This window comes from Sorangium aterium, from assembly GCF_028368935.1.
Classification (GTDB): domain Bacteria; phylum Myxococcota_A; class Polyangia; order Polyangiales; family Polyangiaceae; genus Sorangium; species Sorangium atrum.
The window spans coordinates 1,878,102-1,892,104 of the sequence record NZ_JAQNDK010000001.1; the positions used below are offsets into that span (position 1 = coordinate 1,878,102).

General features: G+C 71.3%; 11 protein-coding genes. 8 read left to right on the top strand and 3 right to left on the bottom strand.

The window, feature by feature from the left end:
- Nucleotides 1-6 precede the first annotated feature (6 nt).
- Nucleotides 7-969: a prolyl aminopeptidase gene (gene pip, locus POL72_RS06810; protein WP_272094207.1), complete on the top strand. Its 963-nt coding sequence runs from the start codon at nt 7-9 to the stop codon at nt 967-969.
- 269 nt (nt 970-1,238) lie between these two features.
- Nucleotides 1,239-1,739, top strand: a complete 501-nt coding sequence (locus tag POL72_RS06815) for a host attachment protein (protein ID WP_272094208.1) — start codon at nt 1,239-1,241, stop codon at nt 1,737-1,739.
- Here the strand turns inward: POL72_RS06815 and POL72_RS06820 are convergent.
- Together POL72_RS06820 and POL72_RS06825 are read right to left on the bottom strand one after the other, a co-directional pair.
- Nucleotides 1,705-3,201: an OmpP1/FadL family transporter gene (locus tag POL72_RS06820; RefSeq protein ID WP_272094209.1), complete on the bottom strand. Its 1,497-nt coding sequence runs from the start codon at nt 3,199-3,201 to the stop codon at nt 1,705-1,707. The genes POL72_RS06815 and POL72_RS06820 overlap by 35 nt on opposite strands.
- A 5-nt stretch (nt 3,202-3,206) precedes the next feature.
- Complete coding sequence (locus tag POL72_RS06825) at nt 3,207-7,079, bottom strand: hypothetical protein (protein WP_272094210.1); 3,873 nt, start codon at nt 7,077-7,079, stop codon at nt 3,207-3,209.
- Between the two features lie 176 nt (nt 7,080-7,255).
- Between POL72_RS06825 and glmU the strand changes: the two genes are divergently transcribed.
- From glmU to POL72_RS06855, 6 genes are all read left to right on the top strand, one after another.
- A complete protein-coding gene (gene glmU, locus POL72_RS06830; RefSeq protein WP_272094211.1) occupies nt 7,256-8,677 on the top strand; it encodes a bifunctional UDP-N-acetylglucosamine diphosphorylase/glucosamine-1-phosphate N-acetyltransferase GlmU in 1,422 nt (473 codons plus the stop codon).
- Nucleotides 8,678-8,797: 120 nt separating this feature from the next.
- Nucleotides 8,798-10,417, top strand: coding sequence for a sensor histidine kinase (locus POL72_RS06835; protein ID WP_272094212.1), 1,620 nt, complete (start codon nt 8,798-8,800; stop codon nt 10,415-10,417).
- A complete protein-coding gene (locus POL72_RS06840; RefSeq protein ID WP_272094213.1) occupies nt 10,414-11,355 on the top strand; it encodes a response regulator in 942 nt (313 codons plus the stop codon). Before POL72_RS06835 ends, POL72_RS06840 begins: the two co-directional genes overlap by 4 nt.
- Before the next feature lie 409 nt (nt 11,356-11,764).
- Nucleotides 11,765-11,944: an FmdB family zinc ribbon protein gene (locus tag POL72_RS06845; RefSeq protein ID WP_272094214.1), complete on the top strand. Its 180-nt coding sequence runs from the start codon at nt 11,765-11,767 to the stop codon at nt 11,942-11,944.
- An 18-nt stretch (nt 11,945-11,962) separates the two neighbouring features.
- Nucleotides 11,963-12,346 carry an encapsulin-associated ferritin-like protein gene (locus POL72_RS06850; RefSeq protein WP_272094215.1) on the top strand — a complete coding sequence of 128 codons (384 nt, stop codon included), beginning with the start codon at nt 11,963-11,965 and terminating at the stop codon, nt 12,344-12,346.
- A 2-nt stretch (nt 12,347-12,348) separates the two neighbouring features.
- The gene (locus POL72_RS06855) at nt 12,349-13,152 is read left to right on the top strand and encodes a family 1 encapsulin nanocompartment shell protein (RefSeq protein WP_272094216.1); all 804 of its coding nucleotides are present in this window, start codon (nt 12,349-12,351) and stop codon (nt 13,150-13,152) included.
- Between the two features lie 15 nt (nt 13,153-13,167).
- Here the strand turns inward: POL72_RS06855 and ribA are convergent, their stop codons facing one another.
- Nucleotides 13,168-13,845 (bottom strand): GTP cyclohydrolase II, encoded by a 678-nt coding sequence (ribA, locus tag POL72_RS06860; RefSeq protein WP_272094217.1) that lies wholly within the window; start codon nt 13,843-13,845, stop codon nt 13,168-13,170.
- Nucleotides 13,846-14,003: the final 158 nt, after the last annotated feature.

Genomic DNA, 14,003 nt, shown 5'->3' on the forward strand with positions numbered 1-14,003 from the left:
AGCGGCATGACGACGACAGGCACCCAGAGGCGAACGCTGTATCCCGAGATCGAGCCGTACCGCGCCGGGAGGCTGCGCGTCTCCGATCTTCACGAGATCTATTTCGAGGAGTCGGGCAATCCGCGCGGCAAACCGGTGGTCTTCGTGCACGGCGGCCCCGGGGGCGGCACGGAGCCGAAGCAGCGGCGCTTCTTCGACCCGGCCGCGTACCGGATCGTGCTCTTCGACCAGCGGGGCTGCGGCAGGAGCACGCCGTACGCGAGCCTGGAGGAGAACACCACCTGGTACCTCGTCGAGGACATGGAGAAGCTCCGCGAGCACCTCGGGATCGAGCGCTGGCTGGTGTTCGGCGGCTCGTGGGGGAGCACGCTGTCGCTGGCCTACGCCGAGCGGCACCCGGAGCGGGTGACGGAGCTCGTGCTGCGCGGCATCTTCCTCCTGCGGAAGCAGGAGCTCGACTGGTTCTATCAGCGGGGCGCGAGCGCCATCTTCCCCGACGCGTGGGAGGAGTACCTCGCGTTCATCCCCGAGGCCGAGCGGGACGACCTGCTCACGGCGTACCACCGGCGCCTCACGAGCCCGGACCCCGGGTTGCAGCAGCGGGCGGCGCGCGCGTGGAGCGTCTGGGAGGGGCGGACGAGCTGCCTGTTCACGAACCATGAGCTCGTCGCGAAGACGTCAGGTGATGATTTCGCCCTCGCGTTCGCCCGGATCGAGTGCCACTATTTCATGAACAAGGGGTTCTTCACGGCGGAGACGCAGCTGCTCGACGACGTGCACCGGATCCGCCATATCCCGACCGTCATCGTGCAGGGCCGCTACGATGTCGTCTGTCCGCCGGAGAGCGCGTGGGCGCTCCACCGCGCGTTCCCCGAGTCCGATCTGCGCATCGTGGCGGACGCAGGGCACTCGGCGATGGAGCCGGGCATCCTGCACGAGCTGGTCGAGGCGACCGACCGGTTCCGTTGACCGGCGGTCAACGAGCGCGGCCGAGGTCGCTGGACACGCGCAGTACACCAAACACCGTATTTCGCGGTCAACCACCTCCCGAGCGCCGCTCTCTCCCTCTCGCTCTCCACGAATTCAGGCCGAGAGCGGGTTGTCGAGTCTGCTGGAGCCTGCCTCTCGGGGTGCGATCCGGCCGAATTGCGCCGGACTCGGCCCTCCGGCCGCTTGCGCCGCGTGGGGTCGGTCTTTAACGTAAACCGAGGGAAGGGTTGATTCCCCCGTGGAGGCTTATGGCAAAAAAGGCAGCACGGAAGACGTGGATCCTGGTCTCCGACGCAAGCCGCGCCCAGCTCTATCGCGAAGAGCCTGCGGGCAAGGGCTTCACCCTGCTCGAGTCATACAACCATGACGAGAGCCGGGCGCGCGTGCGGGATCTGATGGCCGACGCGCACGGCCGCAAGCCGAACGGCACCTCCAGCGGGAACGGCAGCCTCGGCAACGGCGCAGGGGGCCAGTACCTCGGCCGTCCCGGCGCCGCTCCCGACACCGATCCCAAGGAGGTCGAGAAGCAGAAGTTCGCCCAGGAGCTCGCGGCGGTGCTGGAGAAGGGGTTGAACGAGCACGCCTACGAGACGCTGGTGCTCGTCGCGCCGCCTCACTTCCTGGGCCTGCTCCGCGGCACGGTGAGCAAGCAGGTCAGTAACCACATCGAGGCGAGCGTGGACAAGGACCTGAGCTGGCTGGACGGCCCTCGGCTCACGGAGCGGCTGCGCGAGCTGCGGGCCGGGTAACGCCGCTCCCCGCTGCCTCGAACGTATAGGCGACGCCGAGCCCGACGACGTTCGCCCGGGCGCTGTAGGCGCCGCCATTGATGGTGTTCGGGTCCTCCGGCGGATTGGCCCGCACCGGGCTCACCTGCGGGAGCCGCGCTTTTCTCGGATCGACCCTCACGTCCGCGGCGAAGGCGTGCGCATAGCTCGCGTCGAGGCGCCACCGGCCGAGGTGGACGCCGAGGCCGGCCGCCGTCGTCAGCTTGGTCGCGTCGATCGTGAGGACCGACAGGTACTCGGGCGGGACGGCGCTCTGCTCGAGGCTCACGCCGGCGCGCAGATCCCACCGCGCGCCCGCGAGGTCGAAGGAATACTCGCCCCCGAGCCTCGCCGAGAGTGAGTTCTCGAACCGCCGCGGGAACGAGACGGCTGGCACGCGGAACGCCTCCGGGAAGCCGGCGACGTTCCGGAGCACCACGCCGTCGGGCTCGACGAGGATGTCGTCGTGCATGCTCCAGCCCTCGACGCCGAGCCCGAGCTCCACGCGCAGGTCGTCCACGACCCGCGCTTCCACGCCGGCGCGGAGGACCCACGGCAGATCGAACGCGACGTCGGCGTCCTCGCCCTCCTGGACGGCGCGCTCGAAGACGGGCGCCGCGGGGAGCCGCGCCCTGAATTTGGCCGGCGCGCGCACCCAGATGGGCAGCTGGAAGGCCAGGCCGACACGCCAGCGCGGCGTCGGGACGAAGAGCGCCCCGAGCTGGCCCGTGGGCGCCACGATGGGCGCGACGCTGAGCTCGGAATGGATGTCCCACTCCGGATCTTCGGGCGCGCAGAACATCCGCTCCGGGAGGCACCCGGAGACCACCATCCGGCTGTTGAACGTGCCGACCAGCGCGCCGAGCCCGGCGCCGAAGCGCCACTCGGGCGACGGCGCGTACGCCGCCCCGACCCCCAGGAGCGCGAGCGCGGAGCCCTCGAGCGTGAGCAGCGCGTAGCGCTGGGGCGCCGGCATGCCGTTCACCTGCTCCGGATAGCTGGAGAGGGCCGCGTACGGCGCCCACATCCCGCCCCAGACGACCCACCGCGGGTCGACCTTGAACGACGCCGCCAGCGTGGGGATCGGCAGCACCGGCGCGCTGCCGGTCACCGGATCCATCGTCTGCACGAAGCTCGCGCCCGTCGGCTCGCCGGTATTCGGATCGACCTGCCGTACGATCGCCTGGCGCGTGTGCCGGCTGCGCCACTCGAAGAGCCCGACGTCGAACAGCACCTGGGTGCCGGCCTCGTAGACGCCCGCAGGGTTGTAGGCGATCGCCCCGAGATCGTCGCCGCCGGCGATGTACGCCCCGCCGCGGGACGACGGGCGGACGCCGCGGTCGGTGAAGTACAGCCCGGCGGCGACGGCGTCGCCCGCGGGCAGGAGGAGCGCCCCCGCGGCGGACGCCACGGAGAGCACGGCGCGGATCGTGGGCTTTTGCACGTGGATCACTCGTGCGGCCGGTTCTTGACGATGGCGTAGATCTGCTCGAGCCCGCGGGTCTCGTCCGTCAGGAAGTCCCTGGCCGAGACAAACAGCTGCCGGTAGTCCTCCGCCGTCAGCGGCGCGCCGCTCCCGGCCTCGATGCGGTTCACGTCCGCGAACGCGTCGAGGAACACGTCGAGCGGCGCTCGGCCGTCCGCCATCGGCGTCACGAGCGCCGGGAGCACGTGCTCCATCGCGTGATACCTGTCGTACCGATCGTCGTTGAGCGCCTTCAGCGCGTTGAGCCCCGCGTCGGCCGCGCCTGGACCGCCGGCGCCCCCCGCCGGGGTCAGCGCGGTCGACGCGGCCTTCAGGATCCGGCGCAAGGCGTCGTCGTCGGCGAGGAGCTGGAGGCCGTCGGCGAGCGTCGTCGAGAGCGCCTGGAACGGGGCGCCGGCTGCATCCGCGTCGAGCAGGTAGGTGAGGAACCGCTCGATCTCCCGCCGCGCCGGCTCGTGGGCGCGGACTGCCTCCATCACGTCGACGGCGGCGGCGAACAGCGGGTGGCCCAGGAGGTCGCTCATCGTCGCGCCGAGCTCCTTCTGCGCCCAGGCGCACCGCCCCGTCGTCTCGCGATCGGGGCAGTGGGCGTTCAGCTGCTCGCGGAGGACGCGCAGGACGAGGGCGCCCATCCTCGGGAGCGCGCGGTTCTTGAACCGGGCCTCAGGCCCCGACCCCTCGACCGCAAGCAGCGCATCGACGAGCTCGTCCACGCCGCGCTTCCACTGGCCCTCTCGCTCGGCGGCGTCGGGCGCATTGCGCTGCGCGAAGCGCGCGTCGATGCCGTTCAGAGCGCCGGCGAGGAGGGTGAACACGGTGAGCTGCTCCTGGACCCGACCATCCGCCCACGTGGCCTTCTTCTTCCCCCAGCGGTCGACCATGCCCACGCCGACCGCGTAGCGGGTGCTGAAGAGGGTGCGCGCGAGCTTCTCGAGGACCTGCGCCTTCGTCAGCGGCCGATCGGCCGCGGGGCCGCGCCGCACGGTCACGGACGTGTCGCGCGCCATCCGGGCGAACGCCACCGACGACGCGAGGACGTCCTTGGCCCGGAGCGCGTCGGCCATGAGCGGCTCGTAGGAGTTGGCCCCTGCCTCCGAGCAGTACGCGGTGTTGGTCTTGGGCGAGCCGGCCTTGATGCACTCCGGCCCGTGCTGCTTGCCCGGCCAGTGATGGTACGCCGTGCTGAAGAGATCGATCAGGATGTCCTCCCCCGTGGAATCCGGGGCGACCTCGGCGAACGCCGCCACGATGGGGCTCAGGTACTCGCCGAGCCCGAGCTGCTCCAGCAAGAAGGCCGTCCCCGGGTGGCGCACCCGGATCAGGCCCTCGGGGGAGCTGCACTCGTTCACGCCCAGCGCGTTCCTCGGGCAATGGATCGTGCCGGCCGGCTCGAGGGTCCCGGAGATGAACAGGTTCGTCGTCAGGTTCCCGCCCGCTCCCGACAGCGCCCGGAAGGGATCCAGATCCTGCAGCGCCGGGAACCTGTCCGAGTCGGCTCCGAAATAGATGAGGCGGTTCAGCGCGGCCGGGGTGGGATGGCTCGTCAAGCCGTGGATGCCGCTCGAGGACTCGAGCACCGAGTCCGTCACGGCGAGCGCAAGGACCGTCGGCTTGACCTCGAGCACCGCCTTCTTGTCGTGCCCCTCCGGGAGGAGCGAGTCGAGGTAGAAGGCCGCCAGGTTGTCGATCTGGAACAGCTCGCACTCGGCGTACTCGACGAAGGGCACCGTGACCTCGAAGACGCTGACCACCGCGCCCTCCTTGTTGCACTGCCTGACGCCGGCGGTGTCGTGCATGAGCTGCATCAGCCGCTCCATGCCCGAGCGGTTGTCGCCGATCTTCGGCTTCGTCTGATCCACCGGCGTCCGCGGCGCGGCGATCGTCGGCGCCCCGACGGTGAGGTTGATCGCCGGGCCGTTCAGCTGCGCCGGGTTGTACGCGTACCGGTCGCGGGTCGTGAGCATCGCCGCGATCGCGTCGCCCGCGTGCCGCGCGCCGCCGCGCGAGGCGAGGAGCGCGTCGCTCCCGAGCGCCTCGATCAAGCGCGCCACGAGCCCCGGCTGCTCGACGGCCCTGCCGAGCACCGCCGAGAGCTCGTCCCAGAGCGGCGCCTTCTCGTCGATGCGCGCGGGCGCCTCCTTGCCCTGGGCGGCCAGCCGGTCGTGCTCGCGGGCGACATCCCGGATGCGCAGCGCCGCGGCGGTCATACGCGCGAGCTCCGCCTCGCGGTTCTCGAGCAGATCGATGAGCGTGAGCAGGAGGACGTCCGAGTCCTTGTCGGCGAGCACCTGGCCGACCGCGTGCGCGAGGTCGGCGAGCGGCGAGTCCTCGCCGCGGAAGCGGCGGTACGACAGGCAGCCGTCGCACCGCTCGCCCGCGGGCACGATCCTGCCGCGGCGGGCGTCGTAGCGGGCCTCCTCGCGGTCGCCGAAGAGCAGGTACGCGCCGGAGAGCGCGTACATGAGCCCTTCGTGCTCGGTCTTCCACGGCTCCGGATCGCCTTTGCCCGCGTACCGGGTCCCGTCGACGAGCGGCACGATCGACCGCAGCGCCGCGCCGAGGACGGTGCGGGAGGTGTCGACGTAGGCGTAGAGCTCCGGCGAGAGGCCCCCGAACGGGTCCCGCGGCGGCTCGGTGACGCCGGGGATGGAGAACGGCGGTTCGATCGCGAGGGGCGCGCCGCTCCGGTCCACGAACCTGCCGGACGCGTCGATGTCGGCGAGGCCGTCGCGGTCGGCGTCGGCGAACGGCGCCGGGACCCCCTCGCCCTGGGGGAGGACCCACCCGCGCCCATCGCGGCGGGCGATGAAGATCGACGGCGGCGCGGCGAGCCCGGGGTGCTCCGCGAGCAGCGCCGCCTGCGTGAGCTCCAGGGTCGTGCGCGGGCGGCTCGGCTGCGCGGTGGCGGCGTCGACCGCGAGCGGCGCCCGCTCCGGCAGCGACAGCGTGGCCAGCTCCTGCTCGCCTGCCGCGAGCAGCGCCTGGAGCGCGGGCGCCCCCGGGCCGCCGGGGCCGAGCACGTCGAGCGCCGCCACGGTCATCGGGCGCAGCCCGGGGTACGCGAGCGCCGCGCCCGCCATGCCGAGCCCCACCTCCGCCGAGCGATAGCCCCGGCGCCCCCAGATGCTCGCGAGGGCGCAGACCGGCGCTCCCTGCCCCTCTGCCCTGCCGCAGGCGATCGGCGCCCGCTCCCGCTGCCTCTTCTGGTCGCCCTCCTCTTCCTCCGGCCCCGCGTTCTCCTCGCCGCCGTGGATGAGCGCGTCGAGGAGACGGGCGATCCCCCGGGTCGACTCGGGCAGGACCGCCGGCCCCGCCGCGTCGAACGGGTTCGACTCGTAGAGCGGCGCGAGGGTCTGCGAGAGGCTCAGGACGGCATCGTGCAGCCGGATCTTGCCGCCCCCCTCGCCGGGCGCGACGTTGTCGATCTCGATGTCCGGCACGGCGGCGTTGACGGCGTCCACGAGGGCGTTGCGCCACCGCGCCATGGCCTCCACCTTGGCCACGCCCAGCCTGCGCGCCTGCGCCGCCCGCTCGCCGGAGACCGGCGGGAGCACCGAGACGTCGACCTCGTCCTCGTACCGGCCCTCGCCATCGTAGTGGCAGACGCGCTGGTACGAGGCGCCCGTGTGGTCCTCGTGGAGGCTCGACGCGCCCACGCGGTCGCAGAGCATGCCGAAGACGTCGTCGCCCAGCCCGCCGCCCTCCTTCACCTTGGGAGGCGCCTTCCGCGTCGTGTCGAGCGGCTCGTGACACGAAGCGATCGCCCCGCCGGCCGCGATGAGCGCGACGAGCCGGAGCACGACAGCGACCGAGGAACCCAGCGCGCGCCTGCGCATGACGACAACCTCCCCCAGTTGCCTCCAGGGTAGACGATTCCGCTCCAGGTGCGTAGGGGCTTGGCGCCCCTGCGGGAGTGAGGTGGGCGACGCCGGAGCGCGCGTTCTCCAGTTCTCCAGCGTCACTGCGCTGCGACGGGGACGGCGGCGGGCTCGTGGGTATAGGCTGCGGAGCGATGGCGACCCAACCCACCCCGCTCACCGCTGTCGTTCTCGCTGCTGGACAAGGGACTCGGATGAAGAGCGCCCGGCCGAAGGTGCTCCACGAGCTCTGCGGCCGGCCGATGCTCCATTACGTCGTCGACGCGGCGCTGGCCGCCGGCGCCTCCGACGTCGTGGTCGTCGTCGGCCACGGCCGCGACGAGGTCTCGGCGGCCCTGGACAAGGCGTTCGGCGCCCAGGGGAAGAAGGTCCGCACCGCGCTCCAGCCCCAGCAGCGCGGCACGGGCGACGCGGTGCGCTGCGCCATGCCGCACATCGACGCCACCTCCGAGGCGATCCTGATCCTGTGCGGCGACACGCCGCTGCTCGATCCGGAGCAGCTCACGCAGCTCCGCGGGGCGCTCGACCGCGCGGGCGGCGCGCCGATGGCGATGCTCACCGCGGAGGTCTCCGATCCGACGGGGTACGGCAGGATCCTCCGCGACGCTTCGGGCCGTGTGATCGGCATCCGCGAGCACAAGGACGCGACGCCCGAGGAGCGCGCGATCACCGAGGTGAACCCCGGCGTCTACCTCGCCCGCAGCGGGTTCCTCGAGCGCGCGCTGGCCGGGCTGACGACGGACAACGCGCAGGGTGAGCTCTACCTGACCGACATCGTCGCGCAGGCGGCGAAGGCCGGCGGCGCCGCGGCGGTCGTGGCCAGGGACGTCGGCTCGCTCGTGGGCATCAACGACCGCGCGCAGCTCGCCGCCGCCGAGGAGGTGCTCCACGGCCGCATCTCCGATCGGCTGCGCAAGAGCGGCGTCACGATCCGCACGAGCGCCCGCATCGACGCGGGCGTGGCCGTCGAGCCGGACGCCGTGATCGAGCACGCCGTCGTCCTGCGGGGCCGGACGCGGGTGGGCGCGGGCGCGCGGATCGATGTGGGCTCGGTGCTCACGGACGTGGTCGTCGAGGCGGGCGCCTCCGTGAAGCCGTACACGGTCGCCTCGCAGTCGTCGATCGGCGCCGGCGCGCAGATCGGGCCGTTCTCGCACCTCCGGCCGGAGAGCCAGATCGAGGCCGACGCGCACATCGGCAACTTCGTCGAGACCAAGAAGACCGTGGTCCGGAAGGGCGCGAAGGCGAACCACCTCGCCTACCTCGGCGACGGCGACATCGGCGAGGGCGCGAACGTCGGCGCCGGGACGATCTTCTGCAACTACGACGGCTTCCGGAAGCACCGGACCGAGATCGGCGCCGGCGCCTTCATCGGCAGCGACTCGCAGATCGTCGCCCCGGTGAAGATCGGCGCGGGCGCCTACGTGGCGACGGGCACGACCGTGACCCGCGACGTGCCGGACGAGGCGCTGGCGATCGGCCGGGTGAAGCAGGAGAACAAGGACGGCTACGCGACGCGGCTCAAGGCGCGGCTGAAGGACGCGGCGAAGAAGTAGGCCCTTTCGACGAGCTCGCCAGCGCGGCCGCGAAGGACGCGCGGCGGGCGCCGGCGCTCAACCCCGGCGGCCAGCAGAGGCAGGTTGACTCGGCCGCCGGCGCCGCCTGATGTAGGGGCCATGGGGTACCTCGAGAGGCTTCGGAGCTACCTCGAGCGCGTCGCGCGCGCGCCCGAGGGGATTCCCGTTGTCCATATCGACCTCGCCGCGCACCGGCGCCACTTCGCCGCTGCATGGGAGCGTGTCATGGCGTCCAGGAAGCTGAGCCAGAGCGACACGCCGCCAGAGAGGTGGGAGCGGGATACGTGGCACAGGGAAGATCAGCTCCTCTTCAACATGAGATGGGATCTGCCGACCTTCGTGGAGGAGGTCGCGGATCAGCTCGTCGAGTCGCTGGTGCCGGATGCGTCCGCCGAGGAGCTCGGAAGGCTCATCGATGTCGCCATCGGCTTCGGTATCGGTGACTGGAACTCCTCGGGCGCGCGGGGCCTGGATGAAGAGATCGGCAGGATCGCCGAGGCTGCGTCCGAGCGGCTGAAGCGCTCTCAGCAGCGGTACGGATGGGAATCGCCGGCACGCTACGCCTTCGAGATCCGGGCGATCCGGAAGCACGCCGACCGGTACACGCTGACGAGGAGCGGCGCCACGCTCCTCAGCCTCCCAGGTCTCGACGCGGTGCGCTGGCTCCTCGCGCTGGAGGCTGCGCAATCGCTCGGGCCTGCCGACGAGTGGCGGATCTCCCCGGAGCTCGCCGCGCAGCTGCTGAAGGAACCGCAGCGCGAGGTGGAGGTGGAAGAGCAGCTCGATCGCTCATGGCCCTTCTCGCTGGCCACCGTGCGCCGCCTCGGAGCGATGAGGCTGCTCCAGTACCAGCGTCAGGATCCCGAGCAGGGGCTCATGGGGTGGTCCTACACCGTCTTCGACCGGGCTCGCCCTCTCCTGGAGGATATCGCCGAGCAGCGCGCGACCCCCTTCGCGGTGCTCGCGGACGCGCTGCTGCGGGACGAGGTCGCGCTCGCGCTCGACAACGTCCGACCGGACCCAGAGCGGGCGGTCAGGGAGAGCGCGGCAGCCGCGACGGCGCTCCAGGCCCGGATGGTCGTGCACGAGATCCGGAACGCGCTCGTTCCCGCCCAGATCGCGCTGTCCCGCCTGGTCAGGGAGGTCGGGCATGCGATGGATGACGAGCCGCTTCAGCGTCATCGCGGTCGGGTGGACGCCGGCATCCACCGCGCCCTCGCGTTCGCTGACGAGATGCTCCGGGTCGCCAACCTTGGCGAGGAGCCGGCGGCGCCGTTCGACGTCTCCGCCGCCCTGCGGGACGCCATGGCAGGCCTCGCAGGGGAGCTGAACGGCGGCCTTCGTTACGCCCCGATCGAGGCAGCGCCAGCTGTCGTTGGGCCCCGCGGTCGCTTCGTCCTCGCCATCACGAATGTGCTGCGAAACAGCGCCCAGGCCGTGGCCGGGCGGGAGGGCGTCGTCGAGGTCTCCCTCGACGTGAACGAGGACGAGCTCCTCCTCCGCGTGGACGACAACGGCCCCGGCGTGCCGCCTGACCAGCGCCGCGCCATCTTCGAACCAGGGGTAGCGCTGCGCGCCGGTGGCAGCGGTCAGGGCCTGGCGCTGGTCCGCCAGGTCATCGAGGGAGAAATGGCGGGGTCCGTCGTGTGCGGAGAGAGCCCGCTCGGAGGCGCCCGCTTCGAGATCGTGATACCGCTGCGGAGAGGAAGGACACCATGAGCGGCGACGGACGCATCCTCATCGTGGACGACGATCCGGCCTTCCTGGAGACCTACGAGGAGATCCTCGCAGCCGAAGGCTACGCCGTCGAGACCGCCACCACCCACGCCGAGGCGCTGCGCCGGCTCGACGAGCCAGGCTGGACCGTCGTGCTCGTGGACCAGAAGCTCCAGGGCCCAGGGGGCCCGGACAGCGGCCTGGGGCTCATCGACGAGACCCGCCGGCGCGCGCCCGGGGCCAAGGTCCTCCTGGTGACCGCCTACGCGTCCAGGGAGGCGGTCGAGCGAGCCTTCCGCGAGGGGGCGTACGACTACCTCGAGAAGACCGCCGTCTTCGAGGCGTTGCTGCGGGTCAAGGTGCGCAACGCGATGGAAGCCGTCCGCGAACGGTGGCTCGCGACCCTCGATATGGATGAGACGGAGCGTGCGATCCGAGCGACGTGGGCGGCCGTGCAGGCGGAACGCGATCGCAACCGGCGAGGCACCCTGCTCGAGCGCCTGATGGCGCTGCTCCTCAAGACGCTCCCAGGCTTCGAACGCCTGGACACACGGCTCCGGAACGAGGTCGAGGAGATCGACATCATCGTCCAGAACAGGTCCACGGACCCCTTCTGGCAGAAGGAATCGCCCTATCTCCTGGTCGAGTGCAAGAACTGGTCGAAGCACGTGGGGAGCAAGGAGCTCCGAGATCTCTGGGCCAAGATGGAGGGCCGCTTCGATCGCTGCCGACTGGCGCTGCTCGTCGCGCCGGGGGGCATTGCGGACACCGTGCGCCAGCTGCAGCTCCGGAAGGCAGAGAAGGGCCTGCTCGTGGTGCTGATCGGGCCCGGCGATCTCGACGAGCTGGTCCAGCGGCGAGATCGTAGCGACGCGCTGCAGGAGATGCACCGTCGCGCGGTCATGGGAGCGGCCGAGAGAGAGCGCGACGAGCTACCATGATGTGAGCCAGAGCGGCCGCGGGCGCCTCAGCCTGGGTTTCCGGTTTCCGAGAGGCAGCTGAGCTGCCCGGCCCTGACCGCTCCCGGTTTGGGTCACGATCCAGGTTGACGTGGTGCCGTGCTGTTCACGCACGGTAGAAGGCGGTAGCGAGGCGACCGGCCGACCTGTCGAGGTCACACCTCCCAGCGCCGGGAGGCACCCGGCGAGCGCATCGGCGATCCGGCCCGAGCCCCGGCCGCGGCTGCAGCTCAGCCTCCGACAACGGCCGCGCAGGGTCATTTTCGCGCGACGCCGAAGACACCCGTGGTCGTCCGGCTGCAACCTGGGTCGGCTCGAATCCTGGGAGGGCACGGATCTCGCTTGTGCCTGCACATGTGATTCAGTTCACATTTGCAAGACAGGGAGCTCCATGCCGACGTACGAGTTCAAGTGCAAGGACTGCGGCGCCGAGTTCGAGGTGGTCGCGTCGCTCTCCGAGTTCGAGCGCCTGAAACGGGAGCGCACGGCCCAGTGCACGGCCTGCGGCCGCTCGAACGTCGAGCCGGAGATCGTGGCCTTCCAGGTGCAAACGGCGCGAAAGAGCGCCTAGACAGAAGGACAGAGCGGCGTGTCGAGCGAGAATTACCACGAGCTGCCGGAGCTCCTGTCGGAGGCGACCAAGGAACGGCACCGCGCGATCGTCTCGTTGATCGAGGAGCTCGAGGCGATCGACTGGTACCAGCAGCGCGCCGAGGCGTGCACGGATGCCGAGCTCCGAGCCGTGCTGCTCCACCACCTCGAGGAGGAGGTGGAGCACGCGATGATGAACCTCGAGTGGCTCCGGCGGAATGATCGCGTCTTCCAGGAGAAGATCGACATCTATCTCAACAGCCAGGGACCGATCACCGAGGTGGAAGCGGCCGAGGAGGCGGCGAAGCTCGGCGCCACGGCGAAGACCGGCGCCATGGCGCCGAGCGGTGGGCTCGGCATCGGGAGCCTGAAGGGGGCATGATCATGGATCTTCTCAAGCGCGAGCTCGCTCCCATCCTCCCCGCCGCGTGGGACCTCATCGATCACGAGGCGACGCGCGTGCTCAAGCTGCACCTCGCCGGCCGCAAGGTCGTCGACTTCCGCGGCCCGTTCGGCTGGGAGTACGCCGCCGTCAACACGGGCCGCACGCGCGCGCTCGAGCGGAAGGAGGCGTCCTCGGTGAGCGCGGGCATCCGCCTCGTGCGGCCGCTCGTCGAGTTCCGCGCGCCCATCCGCCTCGATCTCGCTGAGCTCGACGCCGTCGGGCGCGGCGCGCAGGAGCCCAACATCGAGGACGTCGTGCGCGCCGCCGAGCACGCCGCGCGCTTCGAGGACGGCGCCATCTTCAACGGGCTCGCGGCCGCCGGGATCGAGGGGATCCTGGAGGTCGCGCCGCACAAGCCCGTGGTGATCCCCGCGCCGGAGGCGTGGCCGCGCGCCGTGGTGGCGGCGAGAGAGGTGCTCCGCGCCGCGGGCGTCGACGGTCCTTATGCGCTCGCGCTGGGTCCGAAGGCGTACGACGAGCTGGCCGCGGCCGCGGAGGACGGGTACCCGCTCCTCAAGCACATCGAGCGCCAGCTCATCGACGGGCCGATCGTGTGGGCGCCCGCGCTCGAAGGCGGCGTGCTCCTGAGCACGCGAGGCGGCGACTTCGAGCTGACCGTGGGGGAAGACCTGTCCATCGGCTACGACGGGCACGACAGGCACGTCGTGGAGCTCTTCCTCACCGAGAGCTTCACCTTCCGCGTGCTCGAGCGCGCCGCGGCCGTGGCGCTGCGGCGGGGCTGAGCGCAGCCCCCGCGGCTACTCGGCGTCGCCGACCGCCGCGCCCTCGCCGTCGCGCAGCGACGGGATGACGTGGCCCATCCGGAGGCGCTTCGCCTCGAGGTAGGGCGCGGAGAACGGGTTGGCCGGGACGATGGCCGCCGAGCGCGAGGCGATCCGGACGCCGAGCGCGCGGAGCGCCTCGACCTTGTCCGGGTTGTTCGTGAGGAGCCGGATCGACTCGATGCCGAGGTGCTCGATCATCGCGGCCGCGGGCTCGTAGCCGCGGGCGTCGTCGGGCAGGCCGAGGATGCGGTTCGCGTCGACCGTGTCGTGGCCGAACGCCTGGAGCTGGTACGCCCGGATCTTGTTGGCGAGCCCGATGCCGCGCCCTTCCTGCCGCAGGTAGAGCACCACGCCGAGCCCGCGGCGCCCGATCTCGGCCTGAGCCGCCTCGAGCTGCTCGCGGCAGTCGCACTTGAGGGAGCCGAACACCTCGCTCGTGAGGCACTCGGAGTGGACGCGCAGGGTCACGTCCGACCGGCCGCGCACGTCGCCCATGACGAGCGCGACGTGATCGGGCGAGAGCCCCTGGTCGGGGCTCGTCGTCCCACCGAAGTGGAACACCAACATCTGAAAGACGCCGTGCTTCGTGGGCACGGGCGCCTGGGCACGAATATCGAGCTGAGGCCGGATCGCCGTCGTCGGGACGTGCATCTCGCTCTCCTGGTGGAGGAATCCTGGGTCACCTGTAAAGCAAGGAGCGCGCCTGGTAGCCCGCTGCCCTGCCTTGTCCGGCCACCCCTGAAGGTGGCGTCAATCAGGTAGCGTAAGCACCGGGCAGGAACAAGATAAGCTCTCCAAGATGTTGCTCC